This is a genomic window from Paenibacillus sp. BIHB 4019, assembly GCF_002741035.1.
In the GTDB taxonomy this organism is placed as follows: Bacteria; Bacillota; Bacilli; order Paenibacillales; family Paenibacillaceae; genus Pristimantibacillus.
Genome location: NZ_CP016808.1, coordinates 4,846,048 through 4,864,322 on the forward strand (window position 1 = coordinate 4,846,048; position 18,275 = coordinate 4,864,322).

The window sequence follows — 18,275 nt, forward strand, 5'->3', positions numbered from 1 at the left end:
AATTTGGTTTACTGCAGGGAGAATTTGGTTCGAATATCCCAAACGACATTCTCTCTAGCTGAAACAGCTGTCACTCTCTGCTAAAGCGCTATTCACGCTAAACTAAAGGCAAGATCAACCGCGGGGTGCTGGTGAATCCATTTTGAGTAAGCGCTTACTCTAAGCGGGGAGCCCCGGCAGGCGGTTGCGACATCTTTACAGGAGGGATTACATGAAGGCGGCTATCCGTCCGCAAAGCTCGATATCTCGGCGAAGCGGCAGCTTGATACCGGACAAATTCCGTTTGTTTTTATTTGCTTCTCCGTTCCTCGTGCTGATTTTATTGTTTAGCTACTTTCCGCTCTACGGCTGGTTATATTCCTTCTATAATTACCGGCCAGGGTTTCCGCTATCGGAGACGCCGTTCGTCGGCCTGCAATGGTTTAAGGCCATATTCTCCAACCCGACCCAGACGCAAGAGGTTATGCGGGTGATGCGCAATACGCTGGCGATGAGTACGCTAGGCATTGTAACATCGGTGTTTCCCGTGATTTTTGCGATTATGCTCACTGAAATTCGTAAGACCTGGTATAAGAAAACGGTACAGGTGCTCACGACGCTGCCCAATTTCATCAGCTGGGTGCTTGTTTATTCGATAGCCTTCATGATGTTTTCGGTAGATAGCGGCGTCGTCAATAAATGGATGATCGCCCTTGGATTTCAGGAGATGGGTGTCAACTATTTGGCGCAGGACGACCATACTTGGCTGGCGATGACGTTATGGGGCTTGTGGAAGGGGCTCGGCTGGGGCGCCATTATGTATATTGCGGCGATTTCCTCCATTGACCAGGAGCAATATGATGCGGCAAAGGTAGATGGCGCAGGCCGTTTCCGGATGATCTGGCATATTACCGTTCCGGGGCTGATGCCGACATATTTTGTCCTGCTGCTGCTTTCCATCGCTAATTTCATTAACAACGGCATGGAGCAATTTTTCGTCTTCCAAAATGCGATTAACAAAGATCATATCGAGGTGCTTGACCTGTATGTGTACAACACGGGAATGCTCGGCTTCAACTTCTCGTTTGCAACGGCGATCAGCATGCTCAAATCGATTATAAGCATTGTATTGCTGTTTTTCGCTAATCAGCTGTCCAAAATCGTCCGCGGGGAATCGATCATCTAACTTAAGCGAGAGGAAAGGAGGAGGCGCATGCACACGCAACGCCGGCTTGGGGACTGGCTGTTCCATATTTGCAACTATGGATTTTTCACCTTGTTTACGCTGCTTTGCCTGTTTCCCTTTTATTACCTGTTTATTAATACGATCAGCAGCAACGATCTCAGCGCCAGGGGACTTGTAACCTTGTACCCGAAAATGATTCATTTTGACAACTACATTCAGGTGCTGCAATTAAAGGGCTTGGCGCAGGCAGCGCTTGTGTCGGGCGGCAGAACGATTATTGGCACGCTGCTCACCGTCGCGGCTTCGGCTTTTCTCGGTTATTTATTTACGAAGCGCAAAATGTGGGCCAGAAGCTTCTGGTACCGCTTTGTTATCATCACGATGTATTTTAATGCGGGCATCATTCCGTGGTACATCATTATGATGAAGCTGAATATGACGAATAACTTTTGGGCGTATATTTTGCCAGCCGTCGTTTCGCCGTTTTATGTCATTCTCGTCAAAACGTTCGTGGAATCGATACCGGATGTGCTGGAGGAGTCGGCGGAAATGGACGGGGCGGGCTATATCATTATTTTCACCAAAATCATTATGCCGCTCATTACGCCGATTGCGGCGACAATCGCGATTTTTTCAGCGGTCAGCCAGTGGAACTCCTTTATCGATACCGTGTTCCTGATGACGAACAGCAAGCTGTTTACGCTGCAATTTGTACTGTACAAATATTTGAACGAGTCGACCTCGCTCGCTGCGATTATTCGCAATTCCCAAGGCGCAGTAGGCAATATCGACCTGACGAACAAGCAGACTGCGACGTCCATTCGAACGACGGTTTCGATGATTGTCGTCCTTCCGATTTTGTTCGTATATCCGTTTTTCCAGCGGTATTTTGTCAAAGGCATTATGATTGGCGCTGTTAAAGGCTAAGAACGGGTCGAAAATGCTTTTTACCCTAGGAGTGATTACATTGAAAGGGGGTGGCCTGCCGAAGCCGGAGGTCAAACATAAGTATGAAAAAAAAGGGAGGCAATTGCATTGAAATCATTTCGTAAACCATTTTCTTTGCTGTTAGTGACGACGATGCTGATCGTATCGACAGCAGCTTGTACATCGAACACGAACAATGGGCCGGGCAATACGGCCAGCACGGCACCATCAGCTGGAGGAGCAACCGAGACGGCTGGTAACAGCCAGAAAGAAGAAATTACGCTTGATGTGTTCTCGATGCTGTCCAATTTCTCGGGCGAACAGACGGGCTGGTTTGCCAAAGTCATTAAAGATAAATTCAATATTAATATGAACATTATTGCTTCGAACCTTGAAGGCGGCGGCGACGTCAAATTCGCCACGATGATGGCGGCAGGCAACCTTGGCGATTTAGTTATTTTCGGCGATGATGGCCAGAAGTATTTGGATTCAATCAAAGCAGGCATGCTTGTGGATTGGACGAAGGATGGTTTGCTGGACAGCAAGGGCCAAAATATTTTGAAATACGCACCGAAGGCGATTGAGAAAAATAAAGCGAACTTTGGCGGCGGTTCCAGCGTCTACGGCATCGGCTTTGATGTTGGCGACGACAAAACGGGCCCGTCCGAAGCGAAGGATTTGACCTACAACCCGAATTTGCGCTGGGACTTGTATGAGAAGCTGGGCAGACCGGAAATCAATTCGATGGAAGATTATTTGCCCGTGCTCAAGCAAATGCAGGAGCTGGAGCCGAAAAGCGAATCCGGCCGACCAACTTATGCATTCTCGATGTGGGCGGATTGGGATGGCAATATGATGGTGCTGACGAAAGCATGGGCAGGCATTCACGGCTTTGACGAGGGCGACGGCTTTAATCCTGGCGGCTTCTCGCTCGTTTCGGCCGACAAGGACGAATATCAAGGCGTGCTGGATGAAGATGGCTATTATATGCGCGGACTCAAGCTTTATTTTGACGCCAATCAAATGGGACTTGTTGACCCGGATTCCATGACGCAGAAGTTTGAGGATGTGGTGAACAAAATGAAGGATGGCCAGCTGCTGTTCACCTTCTTCCCATGGCTCGATGATACGTACAATACCGCAGAGCATATGGCAGCAGGAAAAGGCTTTGCGCTCGTTCCGTTCAAGGATGAGCGGACGTTCTCGTACGGCTACGATCCATATGGCGGCGGCCGCGTGTGGGCAATTGGCTCAAAAACGAAGTATCCGGATCGCGTGCTGGAGCTTATTGATTGGCTGTACAGCCCGGAAGGCAATATGATTTCCTCCAACGGACCAGAGGGTCTCAACTGGGAGCTGAAGGATGGCAAGCCGGTTCTGACTGCATTCGGCGAGCAGGCTCTTCCAGCAAATGATACAGCAGTACCGGAGGAGTTTGGCGGAGGCACGTGGAAGGATGGCATGAGCCAGCTGAACAATACGACCTTCAAAAATACGAATATTAATCCCGACAATGGCGAGCCTTACGATTATAATCTATGGCAGTCAACGCTTGAGAAATCGCCAACGAAGCTTGATCAAGACTGGAGAGCTGCGATGGGTGGCGCTCTGACGGCTAAAGATTATTTGGAGAAAAATAATCAGCTTGCCATCATGCGTCCGCTGTTCACTGGCACGCCGCCTTCCGTCATCAGCGATGAGCTGGAACAGAAGCGCGGCCAAGTGGCTCAGGTAATCAAGCAATTTTCGTGGAAAATGATTTTTGCAAAAAATGAAGCTGAATTCAACAAGCTGCGCCAGGAAATGCAGGGTAAGGCGAAAGGCCTTGGCTATGATGACGTGCTGGCGTGGAACGTTGAGCAAAATAAGAAAGTATTCGGCTATCGCAAGCAATAGGGGCATCGAATCCAATCAGCAAATAATTAATAGCCCCGCCAACTGGCGGGGCTAATTACGTCCTACGGCAGACGTGAGCCTGTGCGATCCGCTATTGACTGGGCCTGCATTTGGCAGCAAAGAAAATTGCGGAAAGCGTTCATTCCCCTCTTGCATAAATGGCAAGCCAATCGTAAGATAATAACAAGATTTTCTAACTCTAGTAAATGAACGTAAAAAATATAGCTCTGTCAGCGACATGTCCGAAAGAGAGGGATTAGCCCGCGATGTCAGCACAACAGCCGGTGCTTCATAACCGCTTTGCGGCCCGTTCCTTGCGGCGCACCTTAATTTTTTATGTGATGCTGGGCTGCCTGCTGCCGCTCGTTCTGGTCGGCTTTCTGACGTATTCCTCCATCTATGCGATCTTCTCCAACAAAATTCAAAGCGGAATTAGCGCCAGCCTGGGTCAAGAGGCGGTAAATCTTGAAAACGCTATCAACAATCTTGACTTTGCCTCCAAGCAATTTGCGCTCGATGGCCAAATCGTAGACGAGGTTTCTGAATTTTTGCAGGAGCGGCAAATTTCACGCAAATCCCAAATGATGACCGCCATTGATCAGAAAATCAATCTCGTTAATTTCACAAACCCTTATTTGGGCTTGACCGCTTACATTATGCCAGGCGAAGAAAACCCGGTGCTGTTTTCCAACTTGGCAATGAATCCGAACTTTGACAGCGAAGCGCTGCCTTTGTTTATTCATTATAATGGCGCGGATTATTATGGGCCGCATCCAACGCAGTACAGCTCCAGCAGCAATATGGTGTTCTCCGAGCAGCGCATCGTTCGGGTAGGCGGCGAGCATAAGCTGTATATTTATTTAGAAACGAACTACAATTTATTTCGCAGCATTTTGCAGCAGCAGACCTACGGCATGAAGGTTACTCATGTGCTTGTCAATGAGCAGGGCAGCATGACGTATATGGAGGACGAGAGCATGCCGATGCAGGTGCGGGACGCGGTAGATGCCGGTTTTCCCGAGCTGCATAAGGAAGTGGCGGATTATCATTTGTTCCGTTATCCAAGCGCCCAAGGCTGGCAGCTTATAGCGGTCGTCAGCAAATCGGCCTTTAACAGCGAAATGTATGCCTGGCTGGGCAAAATGCTCGTGCTGGCTTGCTCCACGCTCGTCTTTGCGCTGCTGCTGGCGCTGTTCATTTGGAAGCAGATTTATCGGCCGCTGCGCAAGGTCAATGTAGAAATTGTGCGCATGGCGGAAAATCGCACAAGCCCGGTTGCTTTTACCAATGTCGAGGAGTTCGACTTCGTGCTTAATAATTTTCAAAATATGAAAACGACAATTAATGATTTGATTGCTGAGGTTGCCAACAAGGAAAAGCAAAAAGGGCAATTCGAAATTGAAAAGCTGCTGAGCCAGATTAATCCGCATTTTTTGCATAATACGCTTAATACGGTACAGTGGCTGGCACGGATGAACGGGCAGAAGGAAATTGATAAGCTGGTTACGCTGCTCGTCAAGGTGCTGCATTATAATTTGGGCAAGCAAAGCTTGATTGTAACCGTTGATGAAGAGATTGAAGCGATGACGAATTATATGGAGCTGCAGCGCATTCGTTATGATTATGAATTTGAATTTCAGCTCAACGTTGCCGATGAGGTGCTGCAGGTTGCGGTTCCGCGTTTTCTGCTGCAGCCGCTCGTCGAAAATGCCATTTACCATGGAATGAGCGATCGTACTGGGCGCATCGTTATTACGATAGAGCCTGTTGGCCTTGCAGAGATGCTGCTGCGGGTAGAGGACAATGGCTCCGGCATTGAGCCGGAGACGATTGCAAAGCTGCTGTCTGGTGACGACAGCAAGGCGAAGCGCGGGCTTGGCATTGGGCTGTCCTATGTGAACCGGATGCTGCGGCAATTTTATAATGGGCAGATGCAGTTTCGCATTGAGAGCGAGCTGGGGCAAGGAACGGTAGTAACCATCGTGATTCCGCGTAAAGCGAAGGAGGAGTTCGATGATTAAAGCGATTGTAGTCGATGATGAGCGTTTGGTGCGCAAAGGCTTTATTTCGTTGTTCGACTGGTCGATGTTCGGCATTTCGATCGTTGGCGAGGCGGGGGATGGAAAAGCAGCGCTGGAGCTATTGGAGCAAACGGAGGTTGATCTCGTATTCACCGATATTACGATGCCGCAGTTATCCGGCTTTGAGCTGATCGAGCAAATTAAGCAGCGCTTTCCCACCATTCGCAGCGTCGTGCTGACCTGCCATCATGAGTTTGATTATGTCCAGGAGGCGCTGCGGCTGGGAGCCATTGATTATATTGTGAAGACGCTGCTTGAGCCCGATAAAGCGGATGATGTGATGCAAAGAATCGTTCAGCGCTTTCAGTGGGAAAACAGCTTTCGCTCGGGGGCGGAGCTGGGCTCCGCAGCGGAGCGGATGAAGGCGGATGCGGCGCTGGTGTGTTATCCGCTAGAGGAAGGGGCAGGGAAAGAGGAGCTGTGCCGGCTGCCAGTCTTGAAAAATTTTACGCTGCTTGAGCTGAAAGGGCTATGGTTGATCCCGCTGCCGCATCTTACCCCGGACTCCGAATGGCAGCGCGAGCTGGCCCAGCTGTTAAAGGGCCGATTTCATTATGCTGTCGTTACGGGGCTGCAAGAGAAGGAGCTGGCTGATGTGAAGCGTTTGCTGGAGGAGCGCTTTGCTGCCGTAATGTTTTATAAGGCGTCCGGCCAGCAGGACAGAATTCAAATGAGCTTTGGCGAGCTTCAGCAGTTTGCGGCATCCACTGACCAGGAGGTTCAGCTTCTGCTGCTTGATGCTGATATGGCTGATTTGCGCTGGGCGCTTTATCCCGCTGCATGGGAAACGTTCATAAGCCGTTTGGAGCAGCTGCGGGCGAGCGAGGAGCAGCTGATGCAATGGGGGCAAAGCTTATGCCAAAGCTGGGCCGCACTGCTCATGCAGCCAAGTGAGGCGGAAGGGCTTCGCGCGGAGCTAGGGCGTTCGCGTTGCTGGCAGGACTTTAAAAGCTGGCTGCGCCGCTTCTCGGATTATGCCCAGCGCAGAATGCTAGCGCTGTCGCTTTCCAAAGAGGTGTTTCAGTGCATGCTGCGTGCAACGGTCTATATTCGCCGTGAAGCGGCCGGCAAGCTTAATCAGGTTGATGTGGCGGATTATGTAAAAATGAGCCGGAGCTATTTTAGCGGCTGCTTCGCCCGTTTTGCCGGGATGCCCTTTGGCGTTATGCTTCGCGGCATAAGAATGGAGCGTGCGAAAGAACTGCTGCTCACGACAGAAATGCCCGTCTACGAAATTGCTTGCGCTGTAGGCTTTGAGGATGATAAATATTTCAGCAAGCTGTTCCGCGAGCTGGTAGGCAGCCTGCCTAGCGAGTTCCGTGCCGAGCGAGTGCGTATGGGCGGATATTATTAGCATACAAAGGGCAAGCGGCGGTTGAGCCGGCGGCAATCCAAGGGGAAATGGAGGGGGAGCAATGAAAGCGAGATTAGCTTTGCTTATAATGGCTGTGCTGCTGCTGACCGGAGCTTGTACAGGCAATAATAGCCCGGCGCAGACGAGCGGCCTGCCAGGGGATGAACGGGCAGACAGCAGCGCGGAGCCACTCGCTTATGGAAGCATGCCAGAGCGGGTCAGCGTCCGGGTAGGGTTCAAAATACCCGAATCCCGTTTATCCGGCAGCGACACCAATGACAACAACCCCATTTCCCGCTACTTGGATCAATTGACGAATATAAAGGTCGTTCATGCTTGGGAAGCGAAGGGCGACGATGCCTTTGAGCAAAAAATCAGCTTTGCCATTGCAAGCAATGATATGCCTGATGCAATGGTCGTTGACCGCGCCCAGCTGCGGAAGCTTATCGACAATGACATGATTCAGGATTTAACGGGTACGTATGCGGCATACAGCTCCAAGCTGGTACGCGATATTTATGCTTCATCGGGCGGCAAGGCGCTGGAGGAGGCTTCGCGTGATGGCAAGCTTTACGGCCTGCCTAATGTGGCAATTGAGATGGATGCGGTCACCCTGCTATGGGTGCGCCAGGATTGGCTGGACCGTCTAGGGCTGAAGCCGCCGAAGACGCTTCGCGATATTGAAGAGATCGCCCGTGCCTTCGTACAGCGCGACCCTGATGGCGACGGCAAGGCGAATACCGTCGGTATAGCCGGCGACAAAATTGTCGTATTCGGGCAGAAGCCGAATCCAAGCGGCTTTGATTCTATTTTTCATTCATTCCATGCGTTTCCGAAAAATTGGACGAGGGATACAGATGGCAATGTCGTATACGGCTCGATTACACCGGAGAGCAAGGCTGCGCTCGCCCAGCTGGCCGATTGGTACAAGCAAGGGCTGATCGACAAACAGTTTGTGCTGTATCGGGAGTCGGAGGAGCCGATTGTGGACGGCAGAGCAGGGATGTTTTTTGGGCCGTGGTGGATGCCTTATTGGCCGTTATCAGAGGCAGTAGCCCAGAATACGAAAGCAGAGTGGCGCGCTTATGCGGCTCCGGTTGATGCGAACGGGGAGTATGTGACCCATACTGCACCGGTAACGGATCGTTATCTCGTTGTGCGTAAAGGCTATGAGCATCCTGAGGCGGTCGTTAAGCTGCTCAATGTATTTACCCGCCTGGAGCGTAGGCTGGACCCGAACATTCAGGAAATCCAATGGCTGGATGAATATGCATCCCAGTCCGGCGTGCAGCTGCGCCATTATTATCCGTTCGACCTGCTGCTTGATTATTCGGATGCGGTAGACAGCCGTTATGATAAGTTGCAGGGCGTGCTGGAAGGCAAGCTTGACCCGTCGACGCTTGATCCCGACTCTTACCAGCTGTATGAAATGACGGAAACCGAGCATCAGAACCCGAAGAAAAATTTGGATGCATGGAAGCCCGCAGCAGCTTACGAATATGGCGTCGGTGTCATACGAAAAACGCCCATGATTAAAGTAAACAGCGTTTTCTACGGCACAACACCAGCGATGGGCACAAAATGGGCCGCACTGGAGCGGCTGGAAAACGAGACCTATTTGAAAATCATTGTTGGCGACCAAAGCTTGGACAGCTTTGATGAATTCGTCAAGCAGTGGAGCCTGCAGGGCGGGGATGAGATCACGAAGGAGATTGCGGCGCGTATTTCCGAGGAATAGTTATCCATGCACGGGCAATAACCGGCTGGGCCCCATGCCCCCCGCCGGTTATTGCCGTGTCTGTATCCGCCTGCCCCTTTATTGCTAGTGCTGCTTAAATGAAGCTGGCTTTAAAGCAAGCCGTATCAATATGCGCTAACGTGCAATGGCGTGAATAAGCTTAGAAGCAGAAGGTACGCAAGATGATAACTAGCAAAATAAAGAGAACGAGAATTGTGCCCGTATTTGTCCAACAACTGTTGGCACCAGCGATTGGACCGCAACCTACGTTAGCGCCTGCTACAGGGTATCCCACTATTAACAACCTCCTGAATGGTTTTGTTAGTGTGAAGCTTTTGTTCACATGGTTAATGTATGCCGGAGGCGTATGGAAAAATTGGACGTTTGTACCGTCACATTTGCATTTCAGCTAATGCCTAGTTAAAAAAACGGAAGCTTGGCAAGGGCATATTGCCTTGCAGGTATTTCGTACAGATCAGCTATGGACTATGCTGCCATTCACCTATACAGCGCAGGCTTGACCGGAGGAAGCGGGCAGCCGATACCGGGTACTGGAATAGGACGCTTGAACTGGCGAATATGTTTAATCCGCGCTTCGGCGATCGTTTCCATCGCATTCCCCGCTTGTACGCTCGATGATGAGCCCATCGCAATAATATAAACGCAGCCAACCATGATCCGCGGGCAATGATTGGTGCGCTTAACATGAACGATGTCTTTAGCCGGGCCATCAAAATCATCAAAGCTTGGAAACGACTGGGTGAATAAATCATATGATTCAAAATAAACATCGCCCGCCCGAGTGTGGTCAATTTCCCGCTGCAGCGCAAGCGCGCGAAGCTTCGGCGTCGATTGCCCGCGATCTCCGAGCTGGACGATAGCCGATCCCGAGGCGCTAATAATCGTCAAACCGCCAACCTCAGCTGTACGAATCGGGTAGTCGAGCGGGAAGCTCATGCCAAGCCTTCCCCTTCCGCGCTGCTGGCGCCACCTGGTTCTGGAAAAGGTGCGAGCGGACCAACGATTACGGATTCAGGCGGTGTATCAAAAATGGAATAAAGCGTAACATAGTCGCTATCGCCGATCTGAAAATGCGATGCGCTGGATATACCGAGTATGTCAACTTTACCGACGCTTAGGCAATCATTGTGTACGACAAATTTAATCATGGGCTTCCCTTACGCCTCCATTCTGTAATTGCTGCATATATTGAAGCATTGCCGCATCGGCATCGCGAGCGGTTTTGGCGAACACCTCGGCTCGGTTTTGCTGGGCAGCGGTTTCCTCGCTAACCCCATCCTGGCGGGGCAGTGACCTTGCGTAATATTGGATGCGCGCAGGCATTTGGCTGCGGATATCGGACAAAATGAGTCTGCGGTGATGGGGATCAAGCGGCATGCAAAACTGCTTTTCCATTTGCATCAGCTTCTGTGCGCCTTCATTGTCGATATACTGATTCAAATCATTTTGAATCGGAGCATAGGGATCTGTTGGGTGAGCTGCACCATTAGGCGGAGCGGGATAGACGAGCGGCTTGGATATGGCCATCTGCTCAATATCGCCATTCATATCCGGCGATCCCTGCGGCGTCATGCCGATATTGAGCGTGCCTTCAAGCTTTTCTACCTTTAACTGGTCAAAATGGTACTGCAAATTTTCCACATTATAAGTAGGTTTCGCTTCAAGCTTTTTGAGCTGCTCGCAGATGGCCGCAAGCTGCTGCTCCAACGCAGTGATGCTTTCCTGCTGGCATTGGAGCTGCTTTGCGACGTCGAGCGACCAGGCCTGCCATGGCGACAGCTGATTTGGCTGCTGCTGCATCGTTGAAACCTCCTTTCCTTAGGTCGGATTGGGCAGCGGAACGAAGGAGAGCGGATTTTCGCCCCCCAGTTGGGCGGCTGGTCCTGTGAAGCCGCCCGTATTATACAGCTGGGACAAGGAGCGAATGGAGCCTGCGCTGCCTATTTGCAGGACAGAGCTGTTCGAAACGCTGTCCACGCGGAGCTGATGAATCGTAATCGTCTGATGAACGGTCCAATTCATACGACATTGACCCCGCTCGCAACTTCATTTTGCGTGCTGTCCTGTACGTCTGGATCAAGCGTATTTGTGGCGCTTACGGCGTTGTTGGAATTCGTCAGACTGCCGGTAAGGAAGGAGCCTGAGCCAGCATAGGTTTTGGAAGTGCTGGAGGGCGACATTTGCACGGCGTCGCCAAACTGGACGATGGAGCTGGAGCCGACGCTAACGATTTTTACGAATCCGACTATAGCGGGCATAGCAAAGACCTCCTTGCTGCTAAGCGTATGGTTGTAATATCGTATGCGGCATTCGCCCAGAGGTTCCCTGCTGGATATATGTTGAGACCTTGCGCCTAATATGTGGCTGTTTGAATCCTTCATGGGAAAGAACAGCGATATTTGCAGTTACTGAAAAGCCATATCTCCTTTACTTTTGTTTTGCCGCAGAAGCAGCTAAAGAGGTATCCGCCTAACTGGGCGGCGCATATAGTGGAGATAGGCCGGGAGGTGGGAGGCAAACGATGGATTCTAAATGGGATGAGCTCGAACGCTGGGTAGAAGGGCAGAAGCTGCCTAAAGGGTTTGATGTGCTGCGCGAGCCGGACTGGGTGGAGCAATTTGTGCGCAAAATGATGACCAAAGCGCTGCCTGAAGCTGCCGGAGCAATAGCGGAGCAAGCTTCGCCGTACTCTTTTTCCCAGAGCGAGCAATTTATCATCGTCAAATTTCCGCTTCCCGCACATGTGCGCTCAGAAGAGCTTCGTTTATGGGTAAAGGAAGACCGCCTGCGCGTTGAAGGGCTGCCCGGCAATAGGAAGGAATTGATTAAGCTGCCTGTTGGGGTGCGCCCCCGTGTGTGCAGAGCAATCGTGAAGGATGGCGAGCTGCGTGTGAAGCTGCGCAAACGGCCGGTGGGGCGGAAGTATTATGAGGCGGATATTCGGTGGCAGGAGTAGAGCGGAAGAAGTATATAGGACGATTGAACCTTGCTGAACAAGTTTTTCTTGCCCGCTGCCTGAAGCTTAAGAAGAAAAGGAATGCGGGCCATGTAAAAAGATGAACGTTGTTTTTAGTTTGAGACTTATTCGATAATAAAAGAGCAGATTTGAAAGCGATTACATAAAAAGGGACGGCCTTGCTTGGGCCATTCAAAAATGTAGGAGATGAGAGAGCAGATTAGCTACTGTGCTGCTCTCTATTTTCGTTTCTATTTTTAAATCAAATAATGGTAAATAAAAATATATTAATAATAATTTTCACTTTTCAAATAAAAAAACACATCGATTAGTGCAGATAATTATTTTATGATAAGCACAGAAACGATCATTTGAAGGAGGAGACGAAAAAAATGTTCAGGAAGTCATTCGCATTATTGGTAGCGTTTACATTATGGTTAAACGTATTGCCCAGCACCTTCATATTCGCTCAGCAGGAAGAGGCTGTATTTCAAAATCCATTATTATGGGCTGACGTTCCAGATCCCGATGTTATTCGAGTAGGCGACGTCTATTACATGTCCAGTACGACTATGCATATGAATCCAGGCGTACCAATTATGAAATCAACGGATCTCGTACACTGGGAAATCGTCAACTATGTGTATGATATTTTGGCTGATCATGACGAGCAGACGTTTCGGAATGGAAAAAGCGAATATAGCAAAGGCTCGTGGGCCAGCAGTTTAAGATTTTATAAAGGCAGCTATTATGTCGCATTTTCTTCATACAATACCGGTAAAACTTATATCTATCAAACGGCCGATATTGAGAAAGGGCCTTGGACCAGATCCGAGCTTGACGGGGTTTATCATGATATGTCGTTGCTGTTTGATGATGATGGGCGTGTGTACATGGTTTACGGCGGCGGTGATATTAAAATCATTGAGCTTACCGCAGATGCGACTGCGATTAAAGCCGGCGGTCTAAACAAAATCCTTATCCCCGACGCCAGCTTGGTAGCAAGCACAATAGAGAACGTAGGTTTACCTGCAGAGGGCTCTCACATTCAAAAAATAAATGGTTATTATTATGTATTCAATATCGCATGGCCTAAAAATTCACCTCGTGTTCAAATCGTCCATCGCGCCTCAACAATCGATGGTACATATGAGGGAAGAGTGGCATTAAGCGAAGGAACGGCACAGGGCGGCATTGTCGACATGAAAGATGGCAAATGGTATGGCCTGTTGTTTAGAGATCACGGCGCAGTAGGACGCATACCGTTTCTGGTACCCGTTGCTTGGGAAAATAATTGGCCGGTGTTCGGCGTCAACGGTACAATACCGGAAAGCATTAACATGCCTGTAAGCGGAGTAAGCGCGAACAGCAATATTGCAGCTTCCGATGAGTTCTACCAGAACGCAGAGAGAGTGGGGGCTTCACAATTTAATGCATTAGGCCGTTCAGCAGCGAATGCGGCTGCTATGCAACAAGTTTCAGGCCTAGCTGCACAGCTTTTCGCAGAGGAAGGACAAGAGCTTCTGCTCAACGGCAGCTTTGAAGAAGGTCAAGACCCATGGACAGCTCATGATCAGGCCATTGTTACGGTAACAGACAGCGTATATCACAGCGGCTCCAACAGCATGCACGTCAGCAGCAGACAGGCTACAGGGGCAGGGGTTCAGCAACGGCTTGCCGGCAAAATAAAGGCTGGCGGCACCTATAAATTTTTGGCAAAGGTAAAATATGAAGGCGACGACTCGCTTCCTGCTAGAAGGCAATTTAATATCGCAATGCAAGACGGAGATTGGACAACGATCAAGGTGATGGGATCAGCTATGGTAAACAAGGGGGAATGGGGAACGATTGAAGGCAACTACACCATCCCGGCAGATGCCGAGCTTCATGAGCCGATTATTTTCATCGAAACCTCCTGGACAGCGGAGCAAGATCCGGTTAAGGATTTGATGGATTTTTATGTGGATGACGTGTCACTCATTGACGTTACTCCAGCCGGAGGTGTGGACCAAACAAACGACGGAGAATATGACTACAATGGCTCCAATCTTTCCTTAGTATGGCAGTGGAATCATAACCCAGATCAAAATCATTGGTCGTTGACACAGCGTCCAGGCTATTTGCGGCTTACGAACGGAAGGAAGAGCACAAGCATCGAAAATGCTAGAAATACGCTTACCCAACGAACGTTTGGCCCAGAAAGCTCCGGCCAAGTAGCAATGGATATAAGCCAAATGAAAAATGGAGATTTTGCGGGTCTCGCCGCTTTTCAGAAGGACTATGGCTTTGTCGGCGTGAAAATGGAGGGCAATGCGAAATCCATCGTAATGGTGAATGCAAGCTCAGGGACAGCAGAAGAGTTGGCAAGTATTCCACTCACACAGGACAGAGTCTACTTGAAAGTCGAATTTGACTATAGGAATTTTACCGATAAAGCCAATTTCTACTATAGTCTAAATGGCGTTGAATGGCGAGCAATAGGAAATACCCTTCAATTGAGCTATAAGTTGGACCATTTTATGGGCTATCGCTTCGCCTTGTTTAATTTTGCTACGAAAATAACAGGCGGACATGTCGATTTTGATTACTTTAGAGCAGCCGACAAGCTGACGGGAACCGATTCAGCCGCAACCGTCCTGCAAGCAGATTTGGGAAATGTGCCAGATGTTATAGGGGTTCAGAATATGGAGCTTTCCGTACCCATAAAGATGGAAGCGCTTCCTAATGAGGGGTATAAGTCGATTTCAGCGTCCTTTAATATACCTGAATATTTAACGGTAACCGGTGTTGAGTTCAATGCAGACAATTTAGCTGGAAATGGGACGTATACGTATGACGATCATCATCTTCAGCTGCATGTATCTGGGGACAAGGTGAAGTTTGCCAATGCATCCTCCGACCTTTTTGCGACGATCAAGCTGACGGTCGATGGATTTGTACCATCTGATCGTACCGTATCCATTCGCACAGACTACATTGCTGTTGAAGGCGGAAATGTCGTTTATAACGTTCATGATGCAGTAGCGAACATTGGATTAAAGCAGTTGGATACGAAAGCGCTTGCGAAAATTCCAGGCTACTCCAATCCGCTGATGAGCCACAAGCTGGGAGCTGATCCGTATGCGTTAGTTTTTGATGGAAGAGTTTACATCTATATGTCGAGTGACGCCTTCGAATATGACAGCAGCGGAAATATTAAAGACAATTCGTTCGCTAATTTGAATAAAGTACATGTGATTTCCTCGGCAGATATGGTGAACTGGACGGATCATGGCGCAATTCCAGTGGCGGGATCAGGCGGCATTGCTGACTGGGCGGCTTTTTCTTGGGCGCCGACAGCTGCCCATAAGCAAATAAACGGCAAGGATAAGTTCTTCCTTTATTTTGCTAACGGTGCAGGAGGAATTGGCGTGCTGACTGCGGACAGCCCGCTCGGACCGTGGATTGATCCGCTCGGAGAAGCGTTGATTACCGGAAATACGCCAGGCGTTCCCGGCGTCGTCTGGCTGTTTGACCCGGCAGTATTGGTTGACGACGACGGCAAAGGTTATTTATATTTTGGCGGGGGCATTCCTGGTGAACCTAACTCGACTGCAGAACAAATGGCTCACCCCAACACCGCCAGAGTAATACAGCTGGGCGATGATTTGATCAGTACAGAAGGGTCGGCGGTTACAATCGATGCTCCTTTCATGTTCGAGGATTCCGGCATTCATAAGTATAACGGAAAATATTATTATTCCTATTGTTCGAATTTTGCGGGTACCCATCCGGAAGGCACACCGCCTCCTGGTGAAATTGCTTATATGGTGAGCGACAATCCGATGGGACCGTTCACGTATGTCGCCCCAATTCTGAAAAATCCGTATACGTTTTTCGGGGTTGGCGGTAATAACCATCATGCCATATTCGAGTTTAATAAAGAGTGGTATGTCACTTACCATGCTCAAACCGTCAGCAAAGCGGCTATAGGTGATGGAAAAGGCTATCGTTCCACTCATATTAATAAGGTTGAATTTTACGAGAATGGACGAATGAAAGAGGTTCAAGCTGATATGGAAGGTATCGCTCAACTGAAAACGCTCGATCCCTATCAAAGAACGGAAGCAGAAACGATTGCATGGCAAGCAGGCATTTTGACAGAAATATTTGAAGCGCCAGGCAGCCAAAGCCAAAGCACAAGTCCTAATCTGAATGTCACAAATATTCATAACGGGGATTGGCTGGCGGTTGCGAATGTTGATTTCGGCAATGATGGGGCCGGATCATTCGAAGCCTATATTGCTTCAGTCGTAGGCGGGAAAATTGAAATTCGTTTAGATAGTCCTATTGGCGAGGTTATAGGCATGCTTGATGCCGCTTCTACAGGCGGAGAGCAAGCCTGGAAGCTGATGAAAACCGATGTGAGCTCTGTTAAAGGGGTTCACAATGTTTTCTTGATGTTCAAAGGAGAAGGCGAGAGTAATCTTTTCAATATGGATTATTGGAAATTCACTGCTCTTGAAACGGAGGACAACATTCCCCTGCAATCGGTTAGCATTTCATATGGGGCACAAACCCTTAAAGTGAATGAGCAATTGGCTGTTAACTCGGCGCTTGATCCAACGGATGCAACCAACCCCGTTTATCAATGGGAGGCTAGCGGTTCTATTAGCATCGTAGGCGGCAGCAACAAAGCTGCCGTAACCATTAAAGGCTTGTCGGCTGGATTAGGGACGCTGACATTAACTGCTGTTGCCGGAGGCAAAGAGAAAAAAGCGGTAACGCAAATTACGGTAACGGGCGAAAATAACGGAGGCAGCAATGGTGGCAGCAATGGTGGAAACAACGGAGGAAACAGCGGTGGCGGTGCACCAGCAACTACACCAGGGACAGGAAGCAGCAGTATCGACATCCTAATCAACGGCAAGGTTGTGAGTGCTGGAACTGCCGTAGTGACAAATAAAAATGGGAAAATCATTACAACGGTTGTGTTTGACGAACAGAAGCTAGGGCAGCTGCTTGCTTCGCTGGGGGATCATGCGATCATTACCATTCCCGTTAATAACGGCTCCGACATCGTCATCGGGCAGATGAATGCGCAAATGCTAAAAGGCTTAGGAGAGAAGAAGGCTGTAATTGAGATCAAAACCGATCGGGCAGCCTATACCGTGCCTGTGCAGCAAATTGATATAAACGCGATCATCGGTCAACTCGGAGCAATGGTCGATCTGCAACATTTGGAGATGCAATTTGAAGTTGCAGGAGCGTCCGAGGACATGGCAAAAGTGGCAGAGAATGCGGCTGCTCGAGAGGGGTTTTCCTTGGCCGTACCGCCAATCGATTTTAAAATTAGTCTATTTAATAAAAATTCTGTCATTCATCTGACGAAGTTCAATGCTTATGTCCAGCGGACAATTACTCTTCCAGAGGGTATCCATCCGGACCAAATAACAACAGGCGTTGTAATAGAGCCGGATGGAACGATACGTCATGTGCCAACTAAAATCGTTCAGGTGGACGGCAAGTATTATGCGTTGCTGAGCAGCTTGTCAAACAGCACCTACTCGATTATCTATCATCCGGTCATGTTCAAGGATGTCGCCAATCATTGGGCAAAGGATGCCGTCAACGATATGGGCTCAAGAATGGTCATTAATGGCATCGGCCAAAATTTGTTTAACCCAAGTGCAGCCATCACACGGGCGGAATTCGCGGCAATCATCGTAAGGGGACTGGGATTGGAGTTGGAAAGCGGCTCTCCTTCATACTCGGATATTTTGGCGGGAGATTGGTACAGCAGCGCGGTCATGACCGCCCAAGCCTACGGACTTATCCATGGATTCGAGGATGGCACATTCCGGCCGAAAGAGAACATTACCCGCGAGCAGGCGATGGCGATTTTAGCGAAGGCGATGGTCATTACCGGTATGAAGGCGAAGCTTTCCAGCCAAGCTGCGAGCGAGCTATTAAAGCCTTACACCGATGCATCTAAGGTGGCTGACTGGGCGAAAAGCGGAATAGCGGACAGCATACAAGCGGGCATCGTAACTGGTAGAAGTGAAGCTATACTTGCTCCGAAAGCGCAGGTGACAAGGGCCGAGGTTGCCAAGATGGTGCAGCTGCTGCTGCAGAAGTCGGATTTAATCTAATACAGT

14 protein-coding genes are annotated in these 18,275 nt (G+C 49.5%); 8 read left to right on the forward strand and 6 right to left on the reverse strand.

Annotated features, from left to right (window positions below; translation table 11 throughout):
* Positions 1 to 211 precede the first annotated feature (211 nt).
* The 6 genes from BBD42_RS21020 to BBD42_RS21045 all read left to right on the forward strand — a co-directional run bounded on the left by BBD42_RS21020 (position 212) and on the right by BBD42_RS21045 (position 9,161).
* Complete coding sequence (locus BBD42_RS21020; protein WP_099519743.1) at positions 212 to 1,165, forward strand: ABC transporter permease; 954 nt, start codon at positions 212 to 214, stop codon at positions 1,163 to 1,165.
* Positions 1,166 to 1,192: 27 nt separating this feature from the next.
* Complete coding sequence (locus BBD42_RS21025; RefSeq protein ID WP_099519744.1) at positions 1,193 to 2,092, forward strand: carbohydrate ABC transporter permease; 900 nt, start codon at positions 1,193 to 1,195, stop codon at positions 2,090 to 2,092.
* Between the two features lie 108 nt (positions 2,093 to 2,200).
* Positions 2,201 to 3,988, forward strand: a complete 1,788-nt coding sequence (locus BBD42_RS21030; RefSeq protein ID WP_216364859.1) for a type 2 periplasmic-binding domain-containing protein — start codon at positions 2,201 to 2,203, stop codon at positions 3,986 to 3,988.
* A 266-nt stretch (positions 3,989 to 4,254) separates the two neighbouring features.
* Positions 4,255 to 6,009, forward strand: coding sequence for a sensor histidine kinase (locus BBD42_RS21035; protein WP_099519745.1), 1,755 nt, complete (start codon positions 4,255 to 4,257; stop codon positions 6,007 to 6,009).
* Positions 6,002 to 7,423 (forward strand): response regulator transcription factor, encoded by a 1,422-nt coding sequence (locus BBD42_RS21040; RefSeq protein ID WP_099519746.1) that lies wholly within the window; start codon positions 6,002 to 6,004, stop codon positions 7,421 to 7,423. The genes BBD42_RS21035 and BBD42_RS21040 overlap by 8 nt, the downstream gene beginning before the upstream one ends.
* A 61-nt stretch (positions 7,424 to 7,484) precedes the next feature.
* Positions 7,485 to 9,161: an extracellular solute-binding protein gene (locus tag BBD42_RS21045; protein ID WP_099519747.1), complete on the forward strand. Its 1,677-nt coding sequence runs from the start codon at positions 7,485 to 7,487 to the stop codon at positions 9,159 to 9,161.
* Positions 9,162 to 9,321: 160 nt separating this feature from the next.
* On the opposite strand, the gene BBD42_RS32750 is transcribed toward BBD42_RS21045, so the two are convergent.
* From BBD42_RS32750 to BBD42_RS21075, 6 genes are all read right to left on the reverse strand, one after another.
* A complete protein-coding gene (locus tag BBD42_RS32750) occupies positions 9,322 to 9,414 on the reverse strand; it encodes a dihydroorotate dehydrogenase (protein ID WP_099521728.1) in 93 nt (30 codons plus the stop codon).
* Between the two features lie 245 nt (positions 9,415 to 9,659).
* Positions 9,660 to 10,118: a spore germination protein GerPE gene (locus BBD42_RS21055; RefSeq protein ID WP_099519748.1), complete on the reverse strand. Its 459-nt coding sequence runs from the start codon at positions 10,116 to 10,118 to the stop codon at positions 9,660 to 9,662.
* Entirely contained in the window at positions 10,115 to 10,330 is a 216-nt protein-coding gene (locus tag BBD42_RS21060) for a hypothetical protein (protein ID WP_099519749.1), read from the reverse strand. Before BBD42_RS21060 ends, BBD42_RS21055 begins: the two co-directional genes overlap by 4 nt.
* Positions 10,323 to 10,982 carry a spore germination protein GerPC gene (gene gerPC / locus BBD42_RS21065; RefSeq protein ID WP_099519750.1) on the reverse strand — a complete coding sequence of 220 codons (660 nt, stop codon included), beginning with the start codon at positions 10,980 to 10,982 and terminating at the stop codon, positions 10,323 to 10,325. Before gerPC ends, BBD42_RS21060 begins: the two co-directional genes overlap by 8 nt.
* Before the next feature lie 18 nt (positions 10,983 to 11,000).
* The gene (locus BBD42_RS21070; RefSeq protein ID WP_046229874.1) at positions 11,001 to 11,204 is read right to left on the reverse strand and encodes a spore germination protein GerPB; all 204 of its coding nucleotides are present in this window, start codon (positions 11,202 to 11,204) and stop codon (positions 11,001 to 11,003) included.
* Entirely contained in the window at positions 11,201 to 11,440 is a 240-nt protein-coding gene (locus BBD42_RS21075; protein ID WP_099519751.1) for a spore germination protein, read from the reverse strand. Before BBD42_RS21075 ends, BBD42_RS21070 begins: the two co-directional genes overlap by 4 nt.
* A 263-nt stretch (positions 11,441 to 11,703) precedes the next feature.
* On the opposite strand from BBD42_RS21075, the gene BBD42_RS21080 reads away from it, so the two are divergent.
* Together BBD42_RS21080 and BBD42_RS32690 are read left to right on the forward strand one after the other, a co-directional pair.
* The gene (locus BBD42_RS21080) at positions 11,704 to 12,138 is read left to right on the forward strand and encodes an Hsp20/alpha crystallin family protein (RefSeq protein WP_099519752.1); all 435 of its coding nucleotides are present in this window, start codon (positions 11,704 to 11,706) and stop codon (positions 12,136 to 12,138) included.
* Between the two features lie 392 nt (positions 12,139 to 12,530).
* Positions 12,531 to 18,269, forward strand: coding sequence for a family 43 glycosylhydrolase (locus tag BBD42_RS32690; RefSeq protein ID WP_269467254.1), 5,739 nt, complete (start codon positions 12,531 to 12,533; stop codon positions 18,267 to 18,269).
* The last annotated feature ends 6 nt before the right edge of the window (positions 18,270 to 18,275 follow it).

What these genes read in the sequence shown, in the direction of transcription:
- BBD42_RS21020 (WP_099519743.1), top strand. Translation starts at nt 212, where the DNA reads ATGAAGGCGGCTATCCGTCCGCAAAGCTCGATATCTCGGCGAAGCGGC.
- BBD42_RS21025 (WP_099519744.1), top strand. Translation starts at nt 1,193, where the DNA reads ATGCACACGCAACGCCGGCTTGGGGACTGGCTGTTCCATATTTGCAAC.
- BBD42_RS21035 (WP_099519745.1), top strand. Translation starts at nt 4,255, where the DNA reads ATGTCAGCACAACAGCCGGTGCTTCATAACCGCTTTGCGGCCCGTTCC.
- BBD42_RS21040 (WP_099519746.1), top strand. Translation starts at nt 6,002, where the DNA reads ATGATTAAAGCGATTGTAGTCGATGATGAGCGTTTGGTGCGCAAAGGC.
- BBD42_RS21045 (WP_099519747.1), top strand. Translation starts at nt 7,485, where the DNA reads ATGAAAGCGAGATTAGCTTTGCTTATAATGGCTGTGCTGCTGCTGACC.
- BBD42_RS21055 (WP_099519748.1), bottom strand. Translation starts at nt 10,118, where the DNA reads ATGAGCTTCCCGCTCGACTACCCGATTCGTACAGCTGAGGTTGGCGGT.
- BBD42_RS21060 (WP_099519749.1), bottom strand. Translation starts at nt 10,330, where the DNA reads ATGATTAAATTTGTCGTACACAATGATTGCCTAAGCGTCGGTAAAGTT.
- gerPC (WP_099519750.1), bottom strand. Translation starts at nt 10,982, where the DNA reads ATGCAGCAGCAGCCAAATCAGCTGTCGCCATGGCAGGCCTGGTCGCTC.
- BBD42_RS21070 (WP_046229874.1), bottom strand. Translation starts at nt 11,204, where the DNA reads ATGAATTGGACCGTTCATCAGACGATTACGATTCATCAGCTCCGCGTG.
- BBD42_RS21075 (WP_099519751.1), bottom strand. Translation starts at nt 11,440, where the DNA reads ATGCCCGCTATAGTCGGATTCGTAAAAATCGTTAGCGTCGGCTCCAGC.
- BBD42_RS21080 (WP_099519752.1), top strand. Translation starts at nt 11,704, where the DNA reads ATGGATTCTAAATGGGATGAGCTCGAACGCTGGGTAGAAGGGCAGAAG.
- BBD42_RS32690 (WP_269467254.1), top strand. Translation starts at nt 12,531, where the DNA reads ATGTTCAGGAAGTCATTCGCATTATTGGTAGCGTTTACATTATGGTTA.